The organism is Azoarcus sp. CIB (genome assembly GCF_001190925.1).
GTDB lineage: Bacteria > Pseudomonadota > Gammaproteobacteria > Burkholderiales > Rhodocyclaceae > Aromatoleum.
Window position 1 is genome coordinate 1,687,550 of the sequence record NZ_CP011072.1, and the last position, 24,712, is coordinate 1,712,261.

25 protein-coding genes are annotated in these 24,712 nt (G+C 66.5%); 12 read left to right on the plus strand and 13 right to left on the minus strand.

Features of this window, described 5'->3' with window-relative positions:
* Positions 1 to 3 precede the first annotated feature (3 nt).
* A complete protein-coding gene (gene npdG, locus AzCIB_RS07360) occupies positions 4 to 600 on the minus strand; it encodes an NADPH-dependent F420 reductase (RefSeq protein ID WP_232299383.1) in 597 nt (198 codons plus the stop codon).
* Between the two features lie 210 nt (positions 601 to 810).
* On the opposite strand from npdG, the gene AzCIB_RS07365 reads away from it, so the two are divergent.
* Genes AzCIB_RS07365 through AzCIB_RS07380 form a run of 4 tightly spaced genes read left to right on the plus strand, consistent with a single transcriptional unit; the run spans position 811 to position 5,003 of the window.
* Positions 811 to 1,926, plus strand: coding sequence for an acyl-CoA dehydrogenase family protein (locus AzCIB_RS07365; protein WP_050415294.1), 1,116 nt, complete (start codon positions 811 to 813; stop codon positions 1,924 to 1,926).
* A gap of 1 nt (position 1,927) precedes the next feature.
* The gene (locus tag AzCIB_RS07370; protein ID WP_232299384.1) at positions 1,928 to 3,094 is read left to right on the plus strand and encodes an acyl-CoA dehydrogenase family protein; all 1,167 of its coding nucleotides are present in this window, start codon (positions 1,928 to 1,930) and stop codon (positions 3,092 to 3,094) included.
* A 22-nt stretch (positions 3,095 to 3,116) separates the two neighbouring features.
* The gene (locus AzCIB_RS07375) at positions 3,117 to 3,986 is read left to right on the plus strand and encodes a TIGR03619 family F420-dependent LLM class oxidoreductase (RefSeq protein WP_050415296.1); all 870 of its coding nucleotides are present in this window, start codon (positions 3,117 to 3,119) and stop codon (positions 3,984 to 3,986) included.
* A 3-nt stretch (positions 3,987 to 3,989) separates the two neighbouring features.
* Positions 3,990 to 5,003, plus strand: a complete 1,014-nt coding sequence (locus AzCIB_RS07380; RefSeq protein ID WP_050415297.1) for an enoyl-CoA hydratase/isomerase family protein — start codon at positions 3,990 to 3,992, stop codon at positions 5,001 to 5,003.
* Here the strand turns inward: AzCIB_RS07380 and AzCIB_RS07385 are convergent.
* Genes AzCIB_RS07385 through AzCIB_RS07400 form a run of 4 tightly spaced genes read right to left on the minus strand, consistent with a single transcriptional unit; the run spans position 5,000 to position 9,671 of the window.
* Complete coding sequence (locus tag AzCIB_RS07385) at positions 5,000 to 6,439, minus strand: amidohydrolase family protein (protein ID WP_083446911.1); 1,440 nt, start codon at positions 6,437 to 6,439, stop codon at positions 5,000 to 5,002. The two genes, AzCIB_RS07380 and AzCIB_RS07385, sit on opposite strands and share 4 nt — an antisense overlap.
* Positions 6,436 to 7,839: a CoA transferase gene (locus AzCIB_RS07390; protein ID WP_050415298.1), complete on the minus strand. Its 1,404-nt coding sequence runs from the start codon at positions 7,837 to 7,839 to the stop codon at positions 6,436 to 6,438. The genes AzCIB_RS07385 and AzCIB_RS07390 overlap by 4 nt, the downstream gene beginning before the upstream one ends.
* A 4-nt stretch (positions 7,840 to 7,843) precedes the next feature.
* Complete coding sequence (locus tag AzCIB_RS07395) at positions 7,844 to 9,358, minus strand: class I adenylate-forming enzyme family protein (RefSeq protein ID WP_050415299.1); 1,515 nt, start codon at positions 9,356 to 9,358, stop codon at positions 7,844 to 7,846.
* A gap of 4 nt (positions 9,359 to 9,362) precedes the next feature.
* Positions 9,363 to 9,671, minus strand: a complete 309-nt coding sequence (locus AzCIB_RS07400; RefSeq protein WP_198149639.1) for a hypothetical protein — start codon at positions 9,669 to 9,671, stop codon at positions 9,363 to 9,365.
* A gap of 292 nt (positions 9,672 to 9,963) precedes the next feature.
* Between AzCIB_RS07400 and AzCIB_RS07405 the strand changes: the two genes are divergently transcribed.
* The 5 genes from AzCIB_RS07405 (at position 9,964) to AzCIB_RS24975 (ending at position 14,411) form a co-directional block, all read left to right on the plus strand.
* Positions 9,964 to 11,196 (plus strand): CaiB/BaiF CoA transferase family protein, encoded by a 1,233-nt coding sequence (locus AzCIB_RS07405; protein WP_050415300.1) that lies wholly within the window; start codon positions 9,964 to 9,966, stop codon positions 11,194 to 11,196.
* A 282-nt stretch (positions 11,197 to 11,478) separates the two neighbouring features.
* Positions 11,479 to 12,573: a nitronate monooxygenase gene (locus tag AzCIB_RS07410; protein WP_050415301.1), complete on the plus strand. Its 1,095-nt coding sequence runs from the start codon at positions 11,479 to 11,481 to the stop codon at positions 12,571 to 12,573.
* On the plus strand, positions 12,548 to 12,862 hold the full coding sequence (locus AzCIB_RS07415; protein ID WP_050415302.1) for a hypothetical protein: 315 nt from the start codon (positions 12,548 to 12,550) through the stop codon (positions 12,860 to 12,862). The genes AzCIB_RS07410 and AzCIB_RS07415 overlap by 26 nt, the downstream gene beginning before the upstream one ends.
* 5 nt (positions 12,863 to 12,867) lie before the next feature.
* Positions 12,868 to 13,656: an electron transfer flavoprotein subunit beta/FixA family protein gene (locus tag AzCIB_RS07420; protein WP_050415303.1), complete on the plus strand. Its 789-nt coding sequence runs from the start codon at positions 12,868 to 12,870 to the stop codon at positions 13,654 to 13,656.
* 512 nt (positions 13,657 to 14,168) lie between these two features.
* Positions 14,169 to 14,411, plus strand: a complete 243-nt coding sequence (locus tag AzCIB_RS24975) for a surface-adhesin E family protein (RefSeq protein WP_050415304.1) — start codon at positions 14,169 to 14,171, stop codon at positions 14,409 to 14,411.
* On the opposite strand, the gene AzCIB_RS07430 is transcribed toward AzCIB_RS24975, so the two are convergent.
* Complete coding sequence (locus AzCIB_RS07430) at positions 14,401 to 15,531, minus strand: ISAs1 family transposase (RefSeq protein WP_083446821.1); 1,131 nt, start codon at positions 15,529 to 15,531, stop codon at positions 14,401 to 14,403. The genes AzCIB_RS24975 and AzCIB_RS07430 overlap by 11 nt on opposite strands.
* Before the next feature lie 95 nt (positions 15,532 to 15,626).
* Here AzCIB_RS07430 and AzCIB_RS07435 point away from each other — a divergent pair, with 95 nt between their 5' ends.
* Entirely contained in the window at positions 15,627 to 16,565 is a 939-nt protein-coding gene (locus AzCIB_RS07435; protein WP_286130937.1) for a DUF4238 domain-containing protein, read from the plus strand.
* 377 nt (positions 16,566 to 16,942) lie between these two features.
* Here AzCIB_RS07435 and AzCIB_RS07440 read toward each other — a convergent pair whose 3' ends face one another.
* From AzCIB_RS07440 to AzCIB_RS07470, 7 genes are all read right to left on the minus strand, one after another.
* Positions 16,943 to 18,148: a BaiN/RdsA family NAD(P)/FAD-dependent oxidoreductase gene (locus AzCIB_RS07440; protein WP_050415306.1), complete on the minus strand. Its 1,206-nt coding sequence runs from the start codon at positions 18,146 to 18,148 to the stop codon at positions 16,943 to 16,945.
* A gap of 110 nt (positions 18,149 to 18,258) precedes the next feature.
* On the minus strand, positions 18,259 to 18,600 hold the full coding sequence (locus AzCIB_RS07445) for a type II toxin-antitoxin system RelE/ParE family toxin (protein ID WP_050415307.1): 342 nt from the start codon (positions 18,598 to 18,600) through the stop codon (positions 18,259 to 18,261).
* Entirely contained in the window at positions 18,600 to 18,875 is a 276-nt protein-coding gene (locus AzCIB_RS07450; protein WP_050415308.1) for a type II toxin-antitoxin system Phd/YefM family antitoxin, read from the minus strand. The genes AzCIB_RS07445 and AzCIB_RS07450 overlap by 1 nt, the downstream gene beginning before the upstream one ends.
* Positions 18,876 to 18,955: 80 nt before the next feature.
* On the minus strand, positions 18,956 to 20,119 hold the full coding sequence (locus tag AzCIB_RS07455) for a helix-turn-helix transcriptional regulator (protein WP_050415309.1): 1,164 nt from the start codon (positions 20,117 to 20,119) through the stop codon (positions 18,956 to 18,958).
* A 37-nt stretch (positions 20,120 to 20,156) separates the two neighbouring features.
* Complete coding sequence (locus AzCIB_RS07460) at positions 20,157 to 21,602, minus strand: coniferyl aldehyde dehydrogenase (protein WP_050415310.1); 1,446 nt, start codon at positions 21,600 to 21,602, stop codon at positions 20,157 to 20,159.
* A gap of 133 nt (positions 21,603 to 21,735) precedes the next feature.
* Positions 21,736 to 22,125 carry a type II toxin-antitoxin system RelE/ParE family toxin gene (locus tag AzCIB_RS07465; protein WP_050415311.1) on the minus strand — a complete coding sequence of 130 codons (390 nt, stop codon included), beginning with the start codon at positions 22,123 to 22,125 and terminating at the stop codon, positions 21,736 to 21,738.
* A gap of 18 nt (positions 22,126 to 22,143) precedes the next feature.
* The gene (locus AzCIB_RS07470; RefSeq protein WP_050415312.1) at positions 22,144 to 22,434 is read right to left on the minus strand and encodes a type II toxin-antitoxin system Phd/YefM family antitoxin; all 291 of its coding nucleotides are present in this window, start codon (positions 22,432 to 22,434) and stop codon (positions 22,144 to 22,146) included.
* Positions 22,435 to 22,720: 286 nt separating this feature from the next.
* On the opposite strand from AzCIB_RS07470, the gene AzCIB_RS07475 reads away from it, so the two are divergent.
* Together AzCIB_RS07475 and AzCIB_RS07480 are read left to right on the plus strand one after the other, a co-directional pair.
* A complete protein-coding gene (locus AzCIB_RS07475) occupies positions 22,721 to 23,698 on the plus strand; it encodes a flavin reductase family protein (protein WP_050415313.1) in 978 nt (325 codons plus the stop codon).
* Positions 23,699 to 23,910: 212 nt separating this feature from the next.
* The gene (locus AzCIB_RS07480) at positions 23,911 to 24,684 is read left to right on the plus strand and encodes a glucose 1-dehydrogenase (protein WP_050415314.1); all 774 of its coding nucleotides are present in this window, start codon (positions 23,911 to 23,913) and stop codon (positions 24,682 to 24,684) included.
* Positions 24,685 to 24,712 lie beyond the last annotated feature (28 nt).

Here is a 24,712-nt window from a genome sequence, read left to right on the forward strand (position 1 = left end):
AGGTCAGGGCCTCGGCGGCTGCGGAGTTGTCCAGCGCCCCGGCATGGAGCCCGCGCAGGCCCGCGTCGTCCGCGAGCGCCGCGACCACGCCGCGCGCCGCCTTGTCGTCGCCGAAGACCAGCACACCAGCACGTCGCATTCGACCTCGACATCGGTCGCGAGCTTGTGCGCAGCCACGTTGTGGAAGGCGGATACGACGCGCACGCCCTCGCCGAGCAGCGCCTGCGCGCGCAGCGCGGCGCAGCCTTCGGGCGGCAACTGGACCCGCATCACCTTGGGCGGCACGAGCGGCACCGTGGTATCGACGACGATCTTGCCGCCGACCGCAGGGCGGATCTCCTCGAGCACGGCAGCCTGCGAGGAGAAGGGAACCGTCACGACGACGATATCGGCCCGGCGTGCCGCGTCGAGGTTGGTGCCGGAGGCGATCTCGCGTCCCAGTTCGGCGCCCAGCACATCGGCTGCCGCACGGGCCTTGTCCGCGTCGCGCGACCCGATGACGACCTTGTGGCCGTGCTTCGCCCAGCGCCGTGCGAGCGCTGCGCCCAGGTGCCCGGTCCCGCCGACCACGCCGATGATTCGTTCCGTCCCGTTTGTCATGTCTGGCCTCTTTTCGATGTGAGGCCAAAGCTATCAGCCGGGGGGGGCGGGCAGCATCGTTCTTTTGCACTATCGGTGGGGCAGGGGGCGATTCAAATCCGGTCAGGCGCCGCGGTATTCCGCCAATAGTCCCATTGGATGATGTGTCTCTCCGTGCCCGCCGGGAGAATCGCCCCATCAAGATCCACGAGGCGATTCACGGGAAAGCCAATGGAAAATGCATTGCTGTTATCCGACGAGCAACTCGCGCTGCAGGACACGGCGGCCGCGTTCCTCGCCGAGTTCGCCAATGCCCGCAAGCCGCGGGACGAGGATGCATCCCTCTGGCGGCGCATCAGTGAGCTGGGGTGGCCGGCGGTGCAGGTGCCGGAGGACTTGGGCGGGCTGGCCATGGGGGCGGTGGAACTCGCCCTGCTGATGGAGGAGATGGGGCGCCGGTTGATCCGCTCGCCCTACTTCGCGAGCGTGGTGTTGGCGCAGACGGCTCTGCTCGAAGCGGGTAGTGCCGCAGCGCGCGAGCGTTTCCTGCCCGAACTCGCGAGCGGCGAGGTGAGCGCGACACTGATCCTCGCGCCCGGGCTCGTCTGGGCCCCGGACGCGATCGGCATCGAATGCCGCCGCGAGGGGGACGGATGGGTGATGAACGGCGAGGCCGCGCAGGTGCTCGACGACGGCAACGCCGCGATGGCCTTTGTCGCCGCGCGTACCGAGGATGGCATCGGCCTCTTCCATGTTTCGGCACACGCCGCCGGCGTCGAGCGCAGTCCGTTGGATGTCTGGGATCTGACCCGCCCGCAATGCGCGTGGCGCTTCCGGGAGGTGCGTCTCGCGGCCGATGCCCGCATCGACGCGCCCGGGAAGCTCGACGCGGGGCTTGCGCGCACGGTCTCGCTCGCCGCGCTGCAGCTTGCGGCCGAGCAGGTCGGCGGCGCGGCGGCCTGCCTCGACATGACCGTGGCCTACACGAAGGAACGCGTCCAGTTCGGCCGTCCGGTCGCGAGTTTCCAGGCCGTCAAGCACCGTTGCGCGCAGATGATGGTGAAGCTCGAAACCGCCCGCTCCGCCGTGCGTGGCGTCGCCGCAAGCGTCGCCCGCCTGCAGGACGCGGACGCGCTGGCCTGCGAGGTCGCTGTCGCGCGCGTGCTCGCGTCGGACGCCTATCGCTACTGCGCACAGGAGGCGGTGCAGCTGCACGGCGGCGTGGGATTCACATGGGAATACGACCCGCAACTGCACTTCAAGCGCGCGCAGTGGGGCAGCCAGTGGCTCGGTCCGGCCAGCCGCTGGCGCGAGCGCGTGGCCACCCAACTTCTGGATCTTGCCTGACATGGATGCGACAAAGGATTCGATGAACGAGACGGCCTTTCGCGCCGAAGTGGCCGCGTGGCTCGCGCGCGAGCTGAAGGGCGAATTCGCCTGCCTGCGCCACCGCGGCGGCCCCGGCGACGAAGAGGCCTTCCCGGCCTTGCGCAAGGACTGGGAACGCAAGCTCGCCGAAGGGGGCTGGGTTGGCGCGTCGTGGCCGCAGGAGCATGGGGGGCGCGGTTTGCCGCTGGAACTTCAGCTCGCCTTCCATGAGGAATACGTGCGCGCGGGCGGCCCCGGCCGCATGGGCCACATCGGCGAAACCCTGCTTGCCCCGACCCTGATCGAGCTCGGCACCCCCGAGCAGCAACGCCGCTTCCTGCCCGGCATCCGCGAGGGACGCGAATTCTGGTGCCAGGGCTATTCGGAGCCGGGCGCAGGTTCGGACCTCGCGGCGATCACCACCCGCTGCTGGCAGGACGGCGACGTGTGGCGTGTACAGGGGCAGAAGGTGTGGACCTCGCTCGCGCATGAATCCGACTGGATTTTCGTGATCGCGCGCAGCACGCCGGGTTCGGTGGGCCGCGAAGGACTCACCTTTCTTCTGATGCCGCTCGACCAGCCGGGCATCGAGATCCAGCCGATCCGCCAGATGACCGGCGAGGCGGAGTTCAACGCGGTGTTCTTCGACGGCGCCGCGACCGATGCGGGCTGCATCGTAGGCAAGCCCGGCGAGGGCTGGCGTGTCGCGATGGCCTTGCTCGGCTTCGAGCGCGGCGCCTCGACACTGGGCCAGCAGATGCACTTCGTGCATGAGATGCAGCTCGTCGTCGATGCCGCGATCGCCATAGGCACGGCCTTCGATCCTGCCATACGCGAACGCATCGCCGACGCGTGGATCGGCCTCCGCGCGCTGCGCCACAACGCCCTGCGCATGCTCGCGGGCAATGACGGCGGCGTCCGCCCGGAATCGCTGATGTACAAGTACGCGTGGTCGAACTGGCATCGCGATCTCGGCCAGCTGGCGATGGACGTGCTCGGCGCAGCCGGCGACGTGCGCTCCGACGACGACACCGTGCGTCGACTGCAGCAAGTGTTCTTCTTCTCCCGCGCCGACACGATCTACGCGGGCACCAACGAAATCCAGCTCAACATCATCGCCGAGCGCGCGCTGGCCATGCCGCGCTGACGCGACCGGAAAGGGAGTTCCCATGCGTTTCGTGCTGCAACTCGGCTTCAGCAACTACCGCAATTACACCGCGATCGCCCAGGCCGCCGACGCTGCCGGCTGGGATTGGTTGTCCATTCCGGACAGTCTGTTCTTTCCGCGACTGACGGAGTCGGAATATCCGTATGCCGAAACCAGTGCGATCCGGCAATACCTGGAACATTCCGACTTCATCGAGCCCTTCGTCGCGATGTCGACGATGGCGGCGGTGACGCAGCGGATCGGTTTCTACCCTGGAGTGATGAAGGTGCCGGTGCGCCAGCCGCTGATTCTCGCGAAGGCGCTGTGTTCGCTTGCGGTTATCTCCAACGGGCGCGTCGCACTCGGTGCGGGCCTGAGCCCGTGGAAGGAGGACTTCGTCTATAACGGCGCGGATTTCGAACGCCGCGGCGAACTGATGGACGAGTGCATCGCCGTGTTGCGCGGCGCAATGAGCGGCGAGTTCTTCGAATTCCATGGCAAGCATCACGACTTCGGCCCGCTGCGCATGCGCCCGGTGCCGGAAAAACCGGTGCCGATCCTGATCGGCGGACACAGCAAGCCCGCACTGCGCCGCGCCGCACGTCTGGGCGATGGCTGGGTTTCTGCCAACACCGATCTGCCGACGCTGAAAGACCTGATCGCCGAGGTCAATGCCTACCGCGCCGAGTTCGGCACCCTCGGGCGCGACTTCCAGTTCCACGGCATCGATTTCGCCGCACGCACCGTCGATGACTTCAAGCGCCTCGCCGAGGTCGGCGTAACCGATGCCGGCGTACTGCCGTGGGACGTCCGCAGCGATCCGACGGACCTGCAGGGCCAGCTCGACGCGATCCGCCGCTTCGGCGACGAGGTCATCGCGAAGATGGGCTGAACCATGGCGGACGGCGACCCCGCGGTCCTCGACCTGGCCGACCTGCGCGCGTTGCGCTTCGCGTCGGCCGGCGGGGCAGGGGGCTCGCCGTTCGCGCCCGATCCTTTCCTCGTCGTCGCCCCCGTCGGGGCGGACGAAGGCGATGAGGACCAGCTCGCCGCCTGGCTCGCGCGCCAGCCCTGCCCGGTGATCGGGTTCTCCGATAAGGGTGCCGCGGCCTCAGCGCTGCTCGCCGCCTGCGACGTCGTGCTGGACGACATCGGCGATCTCGCACCAATCGCTGCAAACATCCGTAAGGCGCCGCTCGCAGCGATGACGCTGGTGCAGGTGCTACGCGTCACGGACGGCATGCCGCCCGCACAAGCCCTGGCCGTCGAATCCTTGGCGTACGCAACTCTGCAGGCCGGGCCCGAGTTCGCGGCGTGGTCGCGCGCGAATCCGCCTGCGCCTGAGAAGCTCATCGTTGGGGAGGGGCCGGCGGTGCGCATCGAGCGCGACGGATCACGGATCGAACTCATCCTGAACCGTCCGCGCAGCCGCAATGCGATGTCGGTCGAGATGCGGGACGCCCTGTGCGAGGCGCTGCAGCTTGTCGTCGCCGACGAATCCATCACCTCGGTCACGCTCTCCGGTGCCGGCGCCTGTTTCAGCACGGGTGGCGAGTTGCGCGAGTTCGGCACCGCCCCCGATCCGACCACAGCACATGCCATCCGCAGCCAGCGTCTGCCTGCCGCGCTGCTCCTTCAATGTGCCGATCGGGTCACCGCCCATCTGCACAGCGCATGCATCGGCTCGGGAATCGAACTCCCTGTGTTCGCGCATCGCGTCACGGCGGCCCGCGACACCTTCATCCAGCTGCCGGAACTGCGCTTCGGCCTCATTCCCGGGGCCGGTGGCTGCGTGAGCTTGCCGCGACGCATCGGGCGACAGCGGACGGCGTGGCTGGCGTTCTCGGGGCGGCGGATCAGCACGGCGACGGCGTTGGGGTGGGGGCTGGTTGATGAGGTCGTCGACTAGCTCCGGCGCCAGATCGCCCGCCCATCCTTGATCGTCGCATCCACACCGACCGCTGCCAGCTCGCCCAGTGCAGCCTCCCACGAACGATTCAGCAGGCACAGGTCGCCCGCGGCACCGCTTTCGATGCGGCGTGACGATCCGCCCGGATCATTTGCGTCACCTGTGAACAGCGCGAGGGCTTCGGCGGGCGAGAGCGCTTCGTCGGGGCCGATGAGTGATCCCTTGCGCGTGCGGCGGCTGACGGCGGCGGACATTGCGGTCCAGGGGTTGAGCTCACCGCAGGGCGCGTCGGTGCCGGCGGCGAGCGGGATGCCGGTTTGCGCAAAACCGCGTCCGCGATAGAGCCACGGCAGATCCTCACGGTCCACCTCGTCGATGTAGCTGTCGCCGCGTTCGAGCACGAAATGCGGTTGGGTCACGACGGTGAGGCCCAGTTCCCGCAGCAGTTCGACGCCCTCGGGAGGGGCGACGGAGGCGTGTTCGATGCGGTCGCCGCGCAGGGGGCCGCATTGGCGCAGGGCGGCGGTCGCGAAGATCAGTTCGCCGCGGGTCACGCAGTGGATCGCCACCGGTCGCCCTGCCGCGTGACTCCGGGCGATGGCGTGGCAGAAGTCCTCGAAGGGCGGCAGCTCGGCGTCGCGCAGGTACAGCTTGGTCGGACCGACTCGGACACCGGACTCGTCGGCGAGGTCGTCGAGCTCCGCGTTGCCCATCACCAGCACGTCCTGTTTCAGTCTGCCGTCGCGCCGTTCGGCGACGAAGTGCCCGAATTCGCCGCGCCCGTTGCGCGCGCCTGCGTCGGTGACGCCGGTCACGCCCAGCCGGGCGAGGGCCTCACTTGTCCGCGCGAGCGACGGGTAGGTGCCGGCAAGGCGCGCGCTCAGCCACTCGTCGGCGTCGAAGAGGCGCCCGGTGAGCCGTCCGTCGATGCGCTCGAGCGGAGTGTCGCGACTGCTTTTGGCGTCATTCTCATCCACGCCGATGCGCCGCAGCGCGCAGGTGTTCAGGATCCACAGCCGGCCGCTGCGATGCTGGATGCGCACGGGCACGCGCGGCGCCACGGCGTCGAGCCAGCGCCGGTCGATGGGGCCGGCGACGCTCTCGTGGTAGCCGATGCCGCGGATCCAGCCCGGCGCTGACGGATCTTCCATGCGCGCCCGCATCAGCAGCAGTTCCGAAAAGCCGGTGACGCAGCCGATGACCGGGTTCCCGCACGGCAGGGATTCCAGCGCCGCCGCGTGGGCCATGAGGTGCAGGTGGTGGTCGTGCAGACCGACCGAGAGCGCACGGCCGCGCGCATCGATCACGGCCTCGCCGTCGCGCGGCGGTAGTCCCGGTGCGATGCGCTCGATACGTCCGGCGGCCAGGCGCACGTCCACCCTCGCCCCGGATTGAAGCTCCGCGTCGCGGATCAGCAGGGCCTGGGCGGGGCTCATGCCGCACGTAAGCCGAGGTCCGACAGCACGGCCGCGGTGTCGGCACCGAGCGGGCGCGCGCGGCTCTGCGGCGCGAAGCAGAGCGGGGCGGGCTCGATATTGCGGCGGGATCTCGCGACCCGCGTCCAGCGGGCGTGCCGCTCGTGCAGCGCATCGTCCGATTGTGGCGCGCCGAAGCTCACGCAATGCCGCAGCACGGCGTCCAGCGAGAGCGCGAGCAGGTGGCCGCCGCCGGCGCGCCAGCTCGCCCAAACGGCGAGTGCGGCATGCAGGCCCGTGAGCGGGTCGCCGATCGCGTCGCCGCAGATCAGCCGTTCGCCGGTCGCGCGGTGCATCAGCTCGGAGAGTCCTGCGCCCACGCCCGCGTCGTCGCCGAATGCGACCCAGTCGGCGGCGTCACCCCGTCTGCCATGGCCGGTGATGCTCAGCCAGCTGCGTCCGGCGCGCGCGGCAAGCCAGTCTTCGGCGGCGACGCCCATCTGGCGCAGGGCGCGCGGACGGGAGGCCTCGATCACGATGTCGGCGCGCTCGACCAATTGCCGCAGCCGATCGCGTCCGGCCGGCGAGGCGAGATCGAGCTGCACGCTCGCCTTGCCCGCGTTGAGCAGATCGAAAAAGGGCGCCGGGCCGCGGCGGGCTCCGTCGGGCCGTGCAGACGATTCGACTTTGATCACGTGGGCGCCCAATTCACGCAGGAGTTGTCCGCACAGTGGTCCGGCCCACAGGGACGAGAGGTCCACGACGAGGGGGCGGTCGCCACTGGCACACCGCGGGCGTGGCGCCTTGGGCGCGCCGAGAAGATTCAGTTCGAGCCACGAGCGTGGCGTGGGGGCCTCCGACACGGCGGCCGCAAGCCCCAGCAGGCGCGAGCGTTCAAGCAGCTGCGCGGCCGGTTGATCCGACACCCGCGCAGCGACGGTGACCCAATTGGGGACATCATCGCTTTCGAGCCACGCCGGCACCATCGCCCAGTCGTCGGGGCGGGCGAGGTTGATCGCGATATGTCCGTCGCGGCATGCGAGCAGGCGGCAGGTTCCGCCCGGCGAGACCGCGCCCTGACGGGCCAGGCCGGCGAATTGTGCACGCACGCCCATCAAGGCGGCGCCGCTGCCGGGTACTGCGCGCAGGCCCTGCCCGAGCGCGGCGAGTGCGGCGAGCGCCCCGTCGGCACAGGCGGTGAGCGGCACCGGGCACATCCGCGCCGCGCCGCCCGCCCGTCCCGTGAGCGCCATCAATCCGCTGCGGCGCCATGCGAGCGCTGGGTGCTCGTCGGACTCGCCGTCGCCCTTCGCCTCGCATTCGACGCCCAGGGACGCCAGCAGGCCACGCGCGTAATCGCTGGCGTGGCCGTGCCCGCCCAGCGCGACGCGCAATCCGGTGAGCGGGTAGGCGGAGGTCATGCGATCAGGCCGGCTCAGCCGCGCTGCGGAAGTCGTCCTTCAGCACGCGCCGCAGCACCTTGCCCATCTCGTTGTACGGCAACTCGTCGCGGAAGCGGATCGCCGCGGGCACGCGCGACGAACGCAGGCGTTCCCGCACCCAGTCCTGCAGATCGGCGGCCACCACATTCGCGCCTTCGCGCGCCACGACCACCGCTGCCACCGCTTCGCCCCATTGCTCGTCCGCCATTGCGACGACCGCGACGTCGGACACTGCCGGATGTTCGCGCAGAACGTCCTCGATCTCGCCCGGCGAGATGTTCTCGCCACCGCGCACGATCACGTCGTCGGCCCGCCCGTCGAGGTACAGAAAACCGTACTGATCCACGAAGCCGCGGTCGCGCGTCGGGAACCAACCGTCCGCGTCGAGCAGGCTGCCGACGCCGAGATATTCGCCCGACACCTGCCCGCCGCGCACGAACACGTCGCCGAGTTCCCCCGCGGACAGCGCCTTGCCGTCCGCGCCGCGGATCTCGATTTCAATCGTGCCGATCGGTTTGCCGACCGAATGCAGCCGCCGGCGCACGTCCGGGTCGCTGCTCGCGAACGCGTCGCGGTGATCCTGAGGGCCGAGCAGGCAGATCGTCGAGCTCGTCTCCGTCAGTCCATAGGCGTTCGTGAAATCCACCGCGGGCCAGATCGCCATCGCCTTCTCGATCACCTGCGGCGGCATCTTGCCGCCCCCGTACGCGATCGCCTTCATCGCCGGCAGCGCCCCGGATTCGCCGGTGGCGTCGAGATGCTCGATCACGCGCGAGAGCATCGTCGGCACGACGAAGGCATTGGTGACACCCTCGTCGCGACACAGCCCGAGCCAGGTCGGGCCGTCGAAGTTGGGCAGCTGCACCATGCGTCGGCAGGCGTAGGTCGAGCTCAACACCGCCGAGATGCCGGCAATGTGATATGGCGGCACCGCGACCAGCGCAGCATCCGCGTCGTCGGCGCCGGCGAAGTCGACGGTGCCGAGGATGTAGCTCATCAGGTTCTCGTGGCGCAGCACGGCGGCCTTCGGGGCGCCCGTGGTACCGCTGGTGAAGAGCTGCACGGCGACGGCCGACGGCTCGCCCGGCGCTTCGGTGGCCGGTGCGGTGTCGCCCTGCGCCAGCGCGAGAAAATCCTCTGCGCTCACGACGCGATTGCCGGCCGGCATCGTCAGCGGTTCGACGTAGGCCGGGGCGGCGACGAGGAAGGCCGGCTCGATGCGGGCGAGCAGGGCCTCCAACTCCGGGCGCGTCAGCCGGTAGTTAATCGGCACATAGGGCACGCCCGCATAGGCGGCGGCGAAGATCGCAATCGGCGCCGCGAGGCTGTTGATGTCGAGCAGGCCAACATAGCGGCAGCCGCTGTCGCGCACGACCGCGCCGGCAGTGCGCGCCGCGCGCAGCAACTCCCCGTAGGTGAGATTTTTTGTGCCGGACGTGACGGCGACGCGATCGGGATGGCAGTCGGCCGCCATCTCCAGGGCCATGACGATGTTCATGCGATCAGTCCGAAGAGGGCAAGGCCTTGGCCTGCTTCACGACGAGCGCCGCGCCGCCGAGCGACAGGCTGCCCTTGCCGCCCTTCGTGCATAGCAGTTCGGTCGTGTCCTGCTCATCCACATAGCGCTTGCCCACCAGCGTGCCTTGCGCGAAGGCCGCATCCGGCTCGGCAGCGGCCTTCTGGCCGTCCATCGCGATCATCTCCATCCCGCCGCAGCACAGCAGCACGGGCTCGGGGCGGGTGCGGATCACCATCACTTCGGTATCGCACGCGGCGCTCTTCAGGCGCGTTCCGGCTTTCAGGGTTTTCATCGAAGCTCCTTCGGATTGTCCGTTGATCGTTTTCGCGACGCCCTTCCGGAAGGCCGGGCCGAACGCCGCATCGCATTGATCGTGCTGCGATTCTGGGCGATGGATCTCCGATAAACATTTGACTGGCCCGAATTGCAATGCCGATGTCCCGATCAGAAACGCAAGCCCGGAAACCCCCTTCCGGCAATTCCCTATCGTGATCGCAACGGCCGATCCGTCACGGCTCGGCTCGCTTCGCCCTTCCTTTGCAATCCCCGGAAAACCGCTCCGGATCACGAGGTGAACGCCCATCATGAACACGCCCGTCCCGCCGCTCGGCAGTCTGCGCATCATCGAAAGCTCGATTCTCGGCCCCGCCGCCATCACCACCGCGCTTGCCGATCTCGGCGCCGAGGTCATCAAGGTCGAAACGCCCGCCGGCGACTACATTCGCGAGATGACCTGGCCGATCATCGAGGGCGTATCGCTGATGCACTACCACCTCAACCGGGGCAAGAAGAGCATCGCGCTCGACCTCAAGACCGAGGCCGCGCGCCGCATCTACCGCGACCTCGTGCGCGATGCCGACGTGGTGATCGAGGCGTCCAAGCCCGGCGCGCTCGCGAAGTACGGCCTCGGCTACGAGGACTTGCGCAAGATCAACCCGAAAATCGTCTTCTGCACCGTCTCCGGCTACGGCATGAGCGGCCCGTACAAGGACATGCCCTCGCACGGCATCGCCTACGACACTTGGGCTGGCATCGTGAAGCCCGCGTATGACGAGGAAGGCTTCTGCTACATCCCCGAACACGTCGGCATCGGCATCAACGCCGCGCCACTGTTCGGCGGCCTGGCGGTGCTCGCCGCGGTGATCCGCGCACGCGAAACGGGGGAGGGCGCCTTCCTGGAACTCGCGCAGAGCGACGCCGCCGCCGCCTTCGACTGGTACCGCAGCGAAAGCCACATGGCCTATGCGCGCCCTGAGGATGTCGTCACCGGCAACAAGTCCGACAACTGGGTGCGCCGCCCGGTCGCCACCGCCGGCATGAAGGAGGGCGTGCGCTACCAACTCTACGCATCGGCCGACGGCCACGTGCTGTTCATGGCCTCCGAGCAGGCCTTCTGGAAGAACTTCTGCGCGGGCGTCGGCCGCATGGACCTCTTCGACAAGTGGCCCGGCTCGAAGTACGCGGACCACGCCCGCGGCAACCGCGAGCTGCAGGCCATCCTGCGCGACATCTTCAAGACGCGCACCACCGAGCAGTGGCTCGCCTTCGGCGTGGAGGCCAACACCCCGATCGCACCGGTCAATACCGTGCAGAACATCGTCGATGACCCGCAGTTCCAGGCGCGCTTCAAGCTCATCCCGCACGAGACGCACGGCGCCGACATGCTCGGCTTCCCGGTGCAGTTCGTCGGCGAGGAACTCCCCGAGCCCACCCGCGCGCCCACCGTCGGCGAGCACCGCGATGCGGTGCTGCGCGAGGTGCTGGGCTACGACGCCGCGACCATCGATGCGCTCGCGCAGGAGAAGGCGTTCGGGTGAATGGGTCGTCCGTAGGGCGGAAAAGCGAAGCGCCTTCCGCCGTATGGCAGTCGGGGGCGTGCTACATCCCGCATGCCCGTGGCCGACGAGCTACATGCGGCGGATAACGCCTTCGGCTCATCCGCCCTACGAAATTCCCGCCTCACCGCTGCCTGTCACGTACGGATACCCCGCGGGCCGTTTCGGATACCAAACGCGCCCTAAGCCCGCGGCGTCGCTCAATAGAATCAAATCGAGGCCGGCGTCGCTCGCCGGCCACCGCCGATTCCCGAAGGAGCCAAGATGAGCAACCCCCTGCACACCCCACTCTGCGACAAGCTCGGCATCGAGTATCCGGTCGTCGCCTTCACCCACTGCAAGGACGTCGCCGTCGCCGTCATCAACGCGGGCGGCTTCGCGGTGCTTGGCGAGGCGCTGCACACCCCCGACCAGATCGCCGCGGACATCAAGTGGATCCGCGAACGCATTGGCGGCAAGCCCTTCGGCATCGACCTCGTGCTGCCGTCCTCGGTGCCGGAGGAGAAAAGCGTCGAGGAACTGCTCGCGATGATCCCGCCCGAGCAGCGCGAATTCGAGCAGATGATCAAGCGCAAGTACGACGTGCCCGATCCCAAGGTTGCGCCGGACATCCACCATTGGGGCGGCCTCGACCAGAAGCGCGCGCTCGCCCAACTCGAGGTCATTTTTGACGAGCGCGTGCCCGTGTTCGCCTCCGGCCTCGGCTCCCCGGCCTTCCTGCTCAAGCGTGCGCATGAACTCGGCATGCAGGTGTGGGGCCTGGTCGGCAAGCCCAAGCAGGCGAAGAAGCAGCTCGCCGCGGGCACCGACGTCATCATCGCGCAGGGCTACGACGCCGCCGGCCACACCGGCAACATCGGCACCTTCTCCATCGTCCCGCAGGTCGTCGATGCCGCGCGCGGCACCGGCGTGCCGGTCATCGCCGCGGGCGGCGTCACCACCGGTCGCCACCTCGCCGCGGCGATTGCCCTCGGTGCGGACGGCGTATGGACCGGTTCGCTGTGGCTCGCGTCGCGCGAATCGGACGTCAATCTCCCGCTCAAGGAGCGCCTCATCGAGGCCGAGACCGACGACACCGTCTACTCCAACTGCATCTCCGGCTACACAATGCGCACCACGCGCAGCCCGTGGCACAACGAATGGGGCAGCGACGCCGCGCCGGAAGTCCTCAAGCCGCCGCTGCAGATGATCCTCTCGTCCAACTACATCCAGGGCTCGCTCGACTACCAGCGCAAGGACCTGATGACCGAGGCCGCGGGGCAGGGCATCCACTACGTCACCGAGATGAAGCCCGCCCGCCAGATCCTGTCCGATATCGTCGAGGAGGCGCTCGATGTCTTCGACCGCTTCGCAGGCTGACACAGGTTTTCGCCCCGGATTCGACGCCGCGATGAGCGGCCGCATCGCCGAGTGCGATGGCGGCCGCCACATCGCCGGCACCAAGTTCGCCGGCCGGCAGGAATTCACCGGCACGCTCACCGGCGCCTACCGCGACTTCGGCCCGTATCCGTGGCGCTGGTACCTGCTCGCCCAACTCACCCGCAAACCCGAAGGCTTCGCCCATGACGCCGTCTGGTGTGATGCCGAAAGCCTCACCCTGACCGGCGCGCTCGACGCCGCCGGCATCCGCCAACCCGAACAGGAGTGACCGCCATGCGAATCGTCGTATGCGTGAAGGAAGTGCTCGACCCCGCCGCCGTCAACAACTACGCGCTCGCCGGTAACCTCAAGATCGCCGCCGACGGCCGCACGCCCGAAGTCGCCGCGATCCCGCGCCTCATCAACGGCTATGACGAACAGGCGATGGAAGCCGCGCTGCGCATCCGCGACCAGGGCGTCGCCTGCACCATCACCGCCGTCACCATCGGCACCGACCGCAAGGACCTGCTCAAACACTGCGCCGCCCTCGGCGCCGACGAGATCGTCGCGATCGACCCCGGCGCTGCGGAACCGGACGGCCAGGTCGTCGCCAACATCCTCGCCGCCTACGTGAAAAGCATCGGCGGCGCCGACCTCGTCCTGTGCGGCCGCCAGGCCTCCGACGACGATCAGGGCGTCGTGCCCCTGCTGCTCGCCGAAAAACTTGGCATGCCCGCAGCAACGCTCGCCCGCGCGGTCGAGGTCAGCGGCAGCAGCGTCACCGTCACCCGCGCCACCGCCGACGGCGACGAAGTCGTCCGCGGGCCGCTCCCCGCCGTCGTCACCGTCAGCAACGAACTCGGCACCCCGCGCTTCCCCAACGCGAAGGCCAAGATGGCCGCGCGCAAGATGAGCCCGGTCGAACTCGCTCCGGTGGCGCTGGGGCTTACCGCGCAGGAGCTTCAGCCGGCGGTTGTGATGCTGCGGCAGTATGTGCCGAAGGTGCAGGGGAACTGCAAGTTCCTCACGGGCTCGGCGGCGGACATCGCGCGCCAGTTGTTGGAGAAGATTCGGGCTGCGTAGGGGAGAAACTCCCTCGGCATGGAAGAGCCGGCGCGTTCGGTATGAACGCGCCGGCTCTTTGCGTTTACCTTGCCTCTTGAAGTGACGGGCGACTAGTCGGCCGAACCCGACGTTCGTCCGTCGCCGCATTGCTCGGTGAACGGCAGCTATCGGGAACCCACTTTCAGTAGCGGCACCCGGCCATTATCTGCCTGTCGAGGGCGCTACCCAATTTCAATAATTTGCACGTACAATGATCCAGCTAAATTAACCGCATCCGGCTAGCAAATTGGAACACACGTCGCCTCAGCTCGAACAGAAGCAGTCGGTGACATTGTTTTCCTAATCCAGTCATTAAATATGACAAAAAAAACAGGTTCGCGGTCACGCAGAGCCTGTCAATAATCTTGTGTTTGGGGCATTCCATGTCGCGGAGGTCCAAACAATGCCGCCGCTCATGAGTAATCGCATCCCAAGATGCATAGAAGTCAATTCACATGCCTAGTTCAAGCGCTTTCTCACGCGTGGTCGTCATGCTGCTCACGACCGTAGTCCTTTGTGCCCAATGCGAACGGGCAACAGCCGAGTGGGTGGAGGTAAGAAAGCACCCGGTATCGACGATTTACATAGATCCTGAGATCGCGCGATATGACAAGGATATCTTTTTGGCATGGATGCTAGCGGACTTCTCCCCTCCGTACAAAAATCCCCTGATCCTATCGTCGCGTTTTCAGATGGCCTACGACTGCCAGGGCAATCGCACCTTCATGTCATAACCCCGAGCAACTCGGCGCGAAATTCATCGACGGTGGCAGCCAGCATGCGCTTCGATTTGATGCTCGCCTTGCGGGTCGTATTGAGCCGCAGCAGGTTCATCACGATGTGGCGGACGATGGCCAGGTTGTTGGCGGCATAACCGCTGCGCACCCGTGACTGATCCTCATTGAACTGCACATCCAGACACCAGTGAAGGCGATTCTCCACCTCCCAGTGACTGCGTACGGCCCGAGCGATGCGCTCGGCGTCGGCGGGCAGGCTGCTGATGTAGTAGGCGCGCTCGGTGCTGGTGCGATTGCCCACCGTGCGCACGCGCTCGACCACGGCAAAGCTGGCGATGTCCTGCCAGTCCTCGGCCTTGTAGAGCCGCTCGGTTGCATCAAAGGCCCAGCATCGCCTGACTTCGCTACGACCGTGGCCTGGATTCTTGGTCTCGTGCGTCGAACTCGGTGTCAGCGGTCCGTTCGGACCGATACCGGCAAACATGATCGAGTCGAGCAGCTTCGGATGGTTGTCCTTCACGCACAGCACGTAATGGGCGCCACGCTCGCGGATCGTGCGCGCGATCTTCGTCTGCGTGCCCATCGCGTCGATCGTCACCACGCAGCCCTCGAGCGCCAACTTGGCGAGCAATTCCGGGATCGCCGTGATCTCGTTGGATTTCTCGGCGGTCGCCGTCTGGCCCAACACAACACCCATACCGGCCACGAATGCGCTGACCAAGTGCAGCGGACTCGCCTGCGTCTTGGTCTTGCTGGCGGTTCGTCGGCTGGTCTTGCCATCGATTGCCACGACCGTGTCCTCGGCCAACGCGGGCACCACCATGCCAACCCAGCGCCGGAATGCAGATTCGAACTCATCGGGCGTGATCATGCCGAACACGCGACCGATCGTGTCATGGGACGGGATGCCATGCTCAAGCTTCATGAAGCCCCGCAGCCAGTCGATCTTGGCCTCGGCCCACAATTCGATGTCGACGAAGTCGTCCACGCCCGACAGCACCGCGCAAACCGCCACCGTGAGCAGTTCGGCAAGATCGTGGCGCTTGTGGCGCGCGCTGCGCGGATCGGAAATCGAGACGAACACCTGCGTCAGCGGCATGATGTTTCCTGCCTTCATGGGCGGCCCAAAAAGGTAGGAAACTACACAAATTATGCCGCTGTGAACAGGGGCTCGGTAAGGTCATGAAAGTTAACAATCTTTGGCATTCGCATATGCCAAGTCGGTGCGATTGCCCTGCCTACGAGACCAACACGCGCAATGTCTGTGCTCAACGCGACTTCATGCGGTTCGAAGCCAAGGGGCGTAAGCCGGACTGGCTCGAAGAAGAGTTTGGCAAGCTCGAATCAATGGCTGTGGCAGCCATTCGCGAGGTGATGAAGTCAGGAGATTTTGACGGCGAAAACAAGAACTACATACTCAACTTGATGGCCTTGCTGGCCGTTCGTTCACCCGAGCAGCGTGAGAATATGCGCGAGTTTCAAGCGCGCGTGGCGCAGCGCATGATGGAATTGGTGCTCGAAACGAAGGAGCGCTGGGAGTCTCAGATCAGTGAAATGGAAGAGACTACGGGTAAACCAAGGTCGGTCACGTATGAGGAAGTCAAGGATTTCCACGAGCAGGGTAAGTACACGATCGAGGTTGCGCGCGAGCGACACATTCAGACCGAGATCAATTTGTACAACACGGTGTTGCAACTGCTTGGCCAGCGAAAGTGGACGTTATATTCAGTTCCTGGTGACTACGGCGAGTTCATTACTACGAGTCGGCCGGTGGTGATTGCGTATATCGATCCGGAAAAGGTGCCGTTGTACCTGCGGCACTCCCCGGGCTTCGGTCTCAAGAACACGGAGGTCTACTTTCCACTGACGAAGCACGCCCTATTGGTTGGGCGTTGGGATGGCGATGAAAAGACTATCAGCCCGGCAAATCAGGCGTTCGTAGGTGTGATGAATTACCAGATGATCCAGCACTCTTACGGACTGGCGCTGTCTTCAGCCCGTGAAGTGCTATACCACGATCCGCTACTGCGACTCCAATGGGACGACAAGGTGATCGACAGGTTCACTGTTCCCCCGAGCGAAGAAGATGTCGCGCAATTCAAAGCCAACCACGGAATCGCGGACACCCCGGAAGCGAGACGAACAGACTAGTTTTGTGCCAGCCGCTGACGTCGGCATATCTCCGTCAGCTTGATGAATTTCAGGTTAAATCGACTCGTGGAAGCGGTCATAAGCGAACGTCGCCTCCTGGCCGGGTACGTGAGTTCGTGAACGGCCGCGTCGTGGCTTCGAAACTCGCGAAAGCCCAGTGTGCCTGAGCGGCGGCTTCAGGGAAGTCCCAATGGCCGCTTGGGGTCGACACTGCACTGTCGGCAGACGCGACCGGAGACATTCACCCTGCGTAAGTTGACGAGCGGCTGAACGTCCGTTGAGGCCGACTCGCGGTCAATCGACGGTTGTACCAAGACCGCCGGTACATGGGGAAAGGAGGCGATCCGGGCCCGCTTCGCGGGGCTTGAGGGTAACCCTTAAACGAACTGTCCGGCAGCGTGCCCGGACGACCATGCCCACTGGAAGTTGTAGCCGCCGAGATGGCCGGTGACGTCCATCACCTCGCCGACGAAAAACAGCCCCTTGCAGCGCGTCGCCTCCATCGTCTTCGACGACAGCACGCGCGTGTCGACGCCGCCGAGCGTGACTTCCGCCTTGGCGTAGCCTTGCGTGCCCGACGGGACGATCTGCCAGTTGGCGAGCGTGGCCGCGACGGTGCGCAGTTCGGCGTGGCTGAAGCGGTTCAACGGCCGTTCCCAGCCATGCAGCGCGCACCACGCATGCGCGAAGCGGCGCGGCAGATGTTCGGCGAGCAGGTTGGCGAGCAGCGCCTTGCCATCGGCGTGCGAGAGCAGCCAGGCTTCGGCGTCGAGGTCGGGCAGGAGGTCGATGCCGACCGGCTCCCACTCGCCGTCGCGGTAGGCCTGTGCCTGCCAGTAGTTCGACACCTGCAGCACCACCGGCCCGGACAGCCCGCGATGTGTCACGAGCAGCGCCTCGCGAAAGCGCGCGCCGTTGCACTGCGCGGCGACGTCGAGCGAGGCGCCGGAGAGGTCGGCGAAGCGGGCAAGGGTTTCGGATGGCAGCGTCAGCGGGACCAGCGCAGGGCGCGGCGCGACCATCGGCAGGCCGAACTGTTCGGCGATGCGGTAGCCGAACGGCGTCGCCCCGATCTTCGGGATGGACAGTCCGCCGGTGGCGACGACCAGGCTGTCGCAGCGCAGGCGCCCGCGCGCGGTGTCGAGCACGAAGCCGGTGTCGCCCTCGCCGCGCGCGATGGCCTGTACCGTCATGGGCATCGCCCACGCTACGCCACCGGCGTCACACTCGGCGCGCAGCATGTCGATAATCCGCTGTGCGGAGTCGTCGCAGAACAGTTGGCCGTGGTCGCGTTCGTGGTAGCGGATGCCATAGCGCTCGACGAGCGCGATAAAGTCGGTGGAGCCGTAGCGCGACAGCGCCGAGCGCACGAAATGCGGATTCTGCGACAGGTAGTGTTCAGGACCGACGCGCCGGTTGGTGAAGTTGCAGCGCCCGCCGCCCGAGATGCGGATCTTCTCGGCGAGGTGCTCGGCGTGATCGATGAGCAGCACGCGCCGCCCGCGTTGCCCGGCCTGGGCCGCGCACATCATGCCAGCCGCGCCCGCGCCGATCACGATCACTTCGAAATGCTGCTCCGCCACTGCCGCCTGCCCGTCGTCCGAAAGGGGCGCAGGATACGCCGCGCGGTGAGGGGCGGCTAGTGGGCATTTTTCGATTCCGCCGACGCGAGAATGGCGCGGACTAACCGGATTCAGGCCCCGAGAAGGCGGCGAGCCAGCACTGACTGCATATCCCGGCGGCCATCGACGATCAGGTAAATGACGACCTGGCTTCCTGAAACGCGGTAGATCACCCGATAGGGTTTGAATGCGGTCTGGCGATACTCCTTGATGCCCAAGGCAGCCAACTCCTTCGGGTGGCTGCCTCGTTCGGGGAAATGCGCCAGGCCTTCGACGACTGCCATCAACTGGTCGAGGACATGGTTGGCATTTGCCACGCAGTCGAACTCGGCGATGTAGTCGTGGATGGACTCCAGGTCCTGCTCCGCGCCCTGGGTGAGCAGAACCTCGTAGCGGGGCGGTCTGCCGGCCATCAGGCAGTTGTATGCTTGGCGCGCAGACGCGCCACGACGTCTGCCACAGGTTTGACCCGACCGGCTTCGACATCCTGGTTACCGAGGGCCAGAATCTTCAGCAAAGCCAATGTCTCCTGCGTCTCCTCGAAGGATGCGACGTCCTGCAGCACGGCCTTGGCTTCCCCGTTCTGCGTAATGATCAAGGGCTCCCGTCGCTCGGCAAGATCTGTCAGCACCTCGGCTGCGTTGGCCTTGAGGTAGCTGATGGGTTTGACTTGTGATGAGTAGCGCATTGCCTTGCCCTCCGAATTCGACAAGACTGAATATAGTTTTTTAAAGGGCTTGTCGCAACAGACGAATAAGCTCGCCGCGCTCACGCCAGCGGAATCACACCCCCGAGCAGCAGCCGCAGCAACTCCGTCTGCCGTGTCACCCCCGTCTTCGCAAAGATCGCCCGCAACTGGCAACGCGCCGTGTTGCGGCTGATCGACAGCTCTTCGGCCGCTTCATCGACGGTGAGCCCGTCGAGGAGCTTCAGCGTGAGCGTTGATTCGGCCGGCGTCAGGCCGTAGAGCCGTTTCATCAGCGCTTGCGAGGCCTGCACGCGGGATTCGGAGTCGCGGATGACGACGACGGCGGCGGGGCGGTTCGCGGTTTCGGACCACTCGGTGACGGGCGCGGTGCGCACGAGGATGCCGAGGTTGCCGTGGCCGGCGGTGCGGGTGATGGACATGGCGCCGACGACGCCGGGGCCGCGGTCGGCGTGGCCCGCGATGGCCTGCTCGATGAGGCGGTGCAGCTCGCGGTTTTCGCTGCCGTAGGACGCCTGAAGGCCGCCCTGCACGAGGCTGATGCCGTTGCGCTCGGCCAGGATCTCGTTGGCGGCGCTGTTGCTCTTGAGCACGCGGCCTTTCTTGTCGAGGATGACGGCGCCGATGGCGAGGCGCTCCAGTGCGCCTGCATAGACGGTGCGTTCGGCTTCGGTGGCGTCGTGCGCGGAGCGCAGGCGCACGGCGCATTTCAGGTGCGGCAGCAGCAGCGTGCAGAGTGCGCGCTCAGGCTCGGAGAAGGGGGTTGACCCGCTCGGACGGCTGACGCGGATGCGGCAGATCGCGTCGTTGCCGCCGCCGACGTCGGCGCCCATGTAGTAGCGGATGTTGAGCGGCTTGAGGAATTCCTGGTAGATCGCACTCTTGAGCCAGTCCGCTTCGTTGATCACCTCGTCGACCGTGACCATGCGGTCGGCGGGCAGATTGACGAAGGGGTCCATCGCGTAGAAGAAGGTTTCGTACGTGGCGGCGATCGCGGGCTGGGCTTCGCCGGCGAAGACGACGCGCCATTGGTGCTCGGGCGTCGGCGGGCGCAGGATCAGCGACACGTAGTTGGCGTCGAGCCGCTTGCGCAACGATTCGAGCAGCCGCGTCCAGGGCACCGGTTCGGTGACGCCTTCGTAGACGAGCCGGATCAGGTGATCGTAGTCGGCGACGCCGAGACCGGAGGCGGCGAATCGGATAGCGAGGTCGGTCTCGGGTGCCATCGGGAATCCTCCGGTGTCGGGTTGTTTTGCTGCGGGGTCAGGGCGTGATCTGGGATTGCATGGCCGCGAGGAAATGATCTGGGTAGGGCGGCAGCGTGCCCCACTCGCGGCGCGGGTCGTAGGCGGGCGCCTTGAACACGGTGCGGACGTGGCTGAACTCGATGAAGCCCTCGCGGCCGTGATAGTGGCCCATGCCCGAAGCACCGACGCCGCCGAAGGGGGCGTCCTGCATCGCGGCGTGGAACATGGCTTCGTTGATCGTGACGCCGCCCGAGAGGGTGTGTTCGAGCACGCGCTGCTGCTCGGCCGCGTCCTCGCCGAAGTAGTACAGCGCGAGCGGGCGGGGGCGGGCGTTGATGTCGGCGATGACCGCGTCGATGTCGTCGTAAGGCAGCACGACCACGGCGGGGCCGAAGATCTCTTCCTGCATGATGCGAGTGGTGTGCGGCGGGTCGATCACGATGCGCAGCGGACAGCGACGGTTCTCGGGATCGGCGGGAGAGGGGGCAGTGAGGGGCGCGGGCGCGGTTTCGATGCGCGCCCCGGCTGCGGCGGCTTCCTCGACATAGCTTTCGACGCGGGCGAGATGGCGCGCGTTGACGACCGCGACGACGTCGGGATTGTCGGCGATGGTCGGGAACAGCGACGCGTAGGCACTCTTGAGGGCACCCACGAAGTCTTCCAGGCGTTCGCGCGGGGCGTAGATCACATCCGGATTCACGCACAGCTGCCCGCCGTTGGCGGCCTTGGCGGCGGCGATGCGGAAGGCGGCGGTGGTGAGGTCGGCGCTGCGCGCGACGATGGTCGGCGACTTGCCGCCGAGTTCGAGCGTGACCGGCACCAGGTTCTCGGCGGCGTTGCGCATCACCTCGCGGCCGACCGCGGTGCTGCCGGTGAAGACGAGATGGTCGAAGGGCTGGCAGCTGAAAGCTCCGCCGATGTCCGGGCCGCCGGTGACGACGCCGACGATGGCCGGGTCGATCAGGCCGGCGAAGGCTTCGGCGATGGCCGCCGCGGTGCGCGGGGTGATTTCGGAGGGTTTCAGGATCGCGCGGTTGCCCGCGGCGAGCACGTAGGCGAGCGGGCTCAGCAGCGTGAACAGCGGGGCGTTCCAGGTGCCGATGATGCCGATCGAGCCCTTCGGCTGGTACATCACCCAGGCTTCGCCGCCGAAGTGGTCATAGGGCGTGAAGGGCTGGCGCTTCTCGTTCTGCATCCACGCTTCGAGGTGGTCGCGCGCGTGCTTGAGCGACGCGAGCGAGCCGAGCACGTCGTTCATCAGCGAGAAGCCCTGCGGCCGGTTGCCGAAGTCCGCTTCCATTGCCGCGGCGAGGGCCACGTGATGCTTCACGAGCAGGTCGATCACGCTCTGGATGCGCGCGCGGCGCTCTTCGGCACCGACCGGGCCGGCGGCCGTGAAGGCGGATTTCTGCTGTGAGAGCAGCTGGGTAAGGCCAGCGACTGTGCTTAGCGTGGAGGTCATGGCGGTGCGTTCCGGTGGGTTGTCGGAGAAGTGTCGCGCGGCGCAGTGGGGCTTGCGCTTTGGACGCCACACTATCACCCGATGGCCGGAGGTGGCCTCGTCCGATCGGACCATGGCGGGGCAGCCGTTTGGTCTATTGCCGCCAGTGGCCTTCGAAGTCGAACGAAAGCTGTCGCTGGAGTCGGATAGTCAGCAGATAGATCGCGCCTCCAGCCTGTGCGTAGAGCAGCAGGTAGTCCTTGAGGACGTATTCGCGGAGGGCGTCCATGTCGGCTGTCAGTGCAGACAACTTTGCACGGAGCGTTGCCAGCGCATTGGTGGCTTCCACGGAGCGCGGCTGACGGGTCAGGAAGGGGCGCCCCATGTCCGGGTAGCGCTCGAGGTTGGGAATCACCGTTTCAAGCAGTTCGTCCAGCAAGCTGTCGAAGGCTTGCGGTACTTCCGCTTCGGTCAGGAAGCGCTCGATGTCTTCGAGGTTGCGCTCGAAGTTCGCGGTGAGTTTGACGACCGGTTTTCCTGCCACAAGCAGATCCGTCGCAACTCAGACGCTGCGACGGCGCTTGATGGACTGAACCACGCTGCGGGCGTCCTTCACCTTGCCGGCGGCAACATCGTCGAGTCCCTTGGCGGCCTCGTCGATCAGCAGCAGATGAATCCGCTCACGCTCCAGCTGGTGGTAGTAGTCCAGACGGTTGGCGTCGATCAGGGCGACGTAGCTCTCACCGTTCTTGGTGATGATCTTCTCGGCGCCGCCCTTGACCTCTTCCGCCAGTTCGGAAAAGTTGGCCCGCGCGTGAGAGAGCGGGACGACGTCACTTGCGGAGATAGCCATGGTGGCCTCCTGAATCCCATAAAAATGTACAGAATATTGTACGTCTTCTTAGCGAGCTTTTCACGCATCCGCCGGTTTGCTCGAACACACCCTGCTGGCTGCAGGTGGATGGATTCGCGGCTAGGCTGCGTGAGCGAACGACCGTCGCGGTGGACCGAAATGGCCCAAATCGAGTCACGCAGCGAGAGTTGCCCCATGGCTCGCACGCGTTAGTCCGTTGGGACGATGTTTCAGGCGTGGCCGGCTTTGATACTGCGGCCATGTTCCCTGTTTCCGGAGACCCCCGATGACGTCGCAAGCGAGCTTCGATCCGCAGGCGTTCCGTGCCGCGCTCGGCACCTTCACGACCGGGGTCACGATCATCACGACGCGTGGCTCCGATGGGGCTCCGGTGGGCGTGACCGCCAACAGCTTCAATTCAGTTTCGCTCAATCCGCCGCTGGTGCTGTGGAGCCTCGCGAAGAGTGCCCGCAGCCTGGAGGCGTTCTCGACGAATCAGCACTGGAATGTGCACGTGCTGTCGGCCGCTCAGGAAGGGCTGTCGGGCCGCTTCGCGTCGCAGGGCGAGGACAAGTTCGGCGGCATCGAGCTCGACGAGGGTATCAGCGATGCACCGCTGCTGCCCGGTTGCACCGCGCGCTTCCAGTGCCGCACCGCGTTCAGCTACGAAGGCGGCGATCACGTGATCTTCGTCGGCGAGGTGCATGCCTACGACCGCAGCCCGGAACCGCCGCTGGTGTATCAGGCCGGGCAGTATGCGGTGGCCGCACGCAAGCCGCGCACCGAACTTCGCCTTGCGGCGCCTCCACCGCCCGAATGCAGCTACACCGAGGACCTGCTCGGCTACCTCCTCGGTCGCGCTCATTACCAGATGCTGCATGCACTGCGTCGCATGCTCGCCGGCGATGCGCTGGACGAGGCGAACTTCTTCCTGCTGTCGGTGCTGTGCATCCGCGACGACCTGACGCTCGACGAGCTCAACGGGTTCGTGAGCTACACAGGCATCGAGGCGACCGCCGAGATGATGGCGCAGCTCGAGGAGCGGCGCTTCGTGGCCTGCGAGCGCCGCGGCCGGCAGAACCGCTACGTGCTGACGGCTGACGGGCGCGAGGTCGCGCTGCGTCAGATTGCGCTGGCGAAGGCCCAGGAGGACAACCTCGCGGACAAGCTGGGAGTGGGCGACGTGATGGCGCTCAAGCTGATGCTCAAGCGTCTCGTCGCCGCGACCGATCCCGGCCTGCCTGATTTGTGGGCGCCGCGATGACTCCCTCCCCTTCAAGGGGAGGGCTGGGGTGGGGATGGGTTAAGCAGACGCCGCAGAAACCCATCCCCCTCCTAACCGGTAGTCTCGGCTGCGCCTCGCCGCTCCACAGGCGGCGAGCAGTGCTCGCCGAAACCCCTGTTCCGCCCCCCTTGAAGGGGGAGGAACAGATAGACGACATATCCAAATCACGAATTCGACTTGAAGAGGACGGAATGAGCATCATCGATCGCTTCAGCATGGAAGGTCGCGTGGCCGTGGTGACGGGCGCGGGGCGGGGAATAGGGCGCGCGATTGCGCTGGCCTTCGCCGAGCGCGGGGCAGACGTGGTGTGCGCGGCGCGCACGCTCGCCGACGTCGAGGCTGTCGCGGCCGAAGCGCGCGCGATGGGGCGGCGGGCGCTCGCGGTGTCCTGCGACGTGAACGACGCCGCGCAGCGTGCGGCACTGGTGGCGGCGGCGCAGGAAGGTTTCGGCCGCGTGACGCATCTCGTGAACAACGCGGGCGGCGCGGGACCGAACCATCCGCTGAAGATGACGCCGGAGCAGTTCGAGGAGGTCTTCCGCTTCAACGTCAGCTCGGCCTACGCGCTGAGCCAGTTGTGCGTGCCGCTGATGCGTGAGGCGGGTGCGGGCAACATCATCAACATCACCTCGGGCGCTGCGCGCTATGCGCAGCCGCACTTCAGCGCCTACGGCACCGCGAAGGCGGCGCTGACGCAACTGACGCGCCTGCTCGCGCAGGATTTCGCGCCGCAGGTGCGCGTGAACGCGATCGCGCCGGGACCGATTCTCACCGATGCGCTCAACCGCGTGCTGCCGGCCGAGATGCGCGACGGAATGATCAAGAACACCCCGCTGCAGAGCCTTGGCGAGACCGAGGACATCGCCGCCGCGGCGCTCTACCTCGCCTCCGACGCGTCGCGATGGGTGACCGGCAAGGTCATCGAGGTCGATGGCGGCGCCGAATCGAGCGTCTGGCCCGGCTGAGCCGTGCATTCCATTCCGACAGAAACGA

Bases quoted from the DNA above. Each gene is read 5' to 3' on its own strand.
- npdG (WP_232299383.1), bottom strand. From the start codon at position 600: ATGACAAACGGGACGGAACGAATCATCGGCGTGGTCGGCGGGACCGGG.
- AzCIB_RS07365 (WP_050415294.1), top strand. From the start codon at position 811: ATGGAAAATGCATTGCTGTTATCCGACGAGCAACTCGCGCTGCAGGAC.
- AzCIB_RS07370 (WP_232299384.1), top strand. From the start codon at position 1,928: ATGGATGCGACAAAGGATTCGATGAACGAGACGGCCTTTCGCGCCGAA.
- AzCIB_RS07375 (WP_050415296.1), top strand. From the start codon at position 3,117: ATGCGTTTCGTGCTGCAACTCGGCTTCAGCAACTACCGCAATTACACC.
- AzCIB_RS07380 (WP_050415297.1), top strand. From the start codon at position 3,990: ATGGCGGACGGCGACCCCGCGGTCCTCGACCTGGCCGACCTGCGCGCG.
- AzCIB_RS07385 (WP_083446911.1), bottom strand. From the start codon at position 6,439: ATGAGCCCCGCCCAGGCCCTGCTGATCCGCGACGCGGAGCTTCAATCC.
- AzCIB_RS07390 (WP_050415298.1), bottom strand. From the start codon at position 7,839: ATGACCTCCGCCTACCCGCTCACCGGATTGCGCGTCGCGCTGGGCGGG.
- AzCIB_RS07395 (WP_050415299.1), bottom strand. From the start codon at position 9,358: ATGAACATCGTCATGGCCCTGGAGATGGCGGCCGACTGCCATCCCGAT.
- AzCIB_RS07400 (WP_198149639.1), bottom strand. From the start codon at position 9,671: ATGAAAACCCTGAAAGCCGGAACGCGCCTGAAGAGCGCCGCGTGCGAT.
- AzCIB_RS07405 (WP_050415300.1), top strand. From the start codon at position 9,964: ATGAACACGCCCGTCCCGCCGCTCGGCAGTCTGCGCATCATCGAAAGC.
- AzCIB_RS07410 (WP_050415301.1), top strand. From the start codon at position 11,479: ATGAGCAACCCCCTGCACACCCCACTCTGCGACAAGCTCGGCATCGAG.
- AzCIB_RS07415 (WP_050415302.1), top strand. From the start codon at position 12,548: ATGTCTTCGACCGCTTCGCAGGCTGACACAGGTTTTCGCCCCGGATTC.
- AzCIB_RS07420 (WP_050415303.1), top strand. From the start codon at position 12,868: ATGCGAATCGTCGTATGCGTGAAGGAAGTGCTCGACCCCGCCGCCGTC.
- AzCIB_RS24975 (WP_050415304.1), top strand. From the start codon at position 14,169: ATGCTGCTCACGACCGTAGTCCTTTGTGCCCAATGCGAACGGGCAACA.
- AzCIB_RS07430 (WP_083446821.1), bottom strand. From the start codon at position 15,531: ATGAAGGCAGGAAACATCATGCCGCTGACGCAGGTGTTCGTCTCGATT.
- AzCIB_RS07435 (WP_286130937.1), top strand. From the start codon at position 15,627: ATGCCAAGTCGGTGCGATTGCCCTGCCTACGAGACCAACACGCGCAAT.
- AzCIB_RS07445 (WP_050415307.1), bottom strand. From the start codon at position 18,600: ATGGCCGGCAGACCGCCCCGCTACGAGGTTCTGCTCACCCAGGGCGCG.
- AzCIB_RS07450 (WP_050415308.1), bottom strand. From the start codon at position 18,875: ATGCGCTACTCATCACAAGTCAAACCCATCAGCTACCTCAAGGCCAAC.
- AzCIB_RS07455 (WP_050415309.1), bottom strand. From the start codon at position 20,119: ATGGCACCCGAGACCGACCTCGCTATCCGATTCGCCGCCTCCGGTCTC.
- AzCIB_RS07460 (WP_050415310.1), bottom strand. From the start codon at position 21,602: ATGACCTCCACGCTAAGCACAGTCGCTGGCCTTACCCAGCTGCTCTCA.
- AzCIB_RS07470 (WP_050415312.1), bottom strand. From the start codon at position 22,434: ATGGCTATCTCCGCAAGTGACGTCGTCCCGCTCTCTCACGCGCGGGCC.
- AzCIB_RS07475 (WP_050415313.1), top strand. From the start codon at position 22,721: ATGACGTCGCAAGCGAGCTTCGATCCGCAGGCGTTCCGTGCCGCGCTC.
- AzCIB_RS07480 (WP_050415314.1), top strand. From the start codon at position 23,911: ATGAGCATCATCGATCGCTTCAGCATGGAAGGTCGCGTGGCCGTGGTG.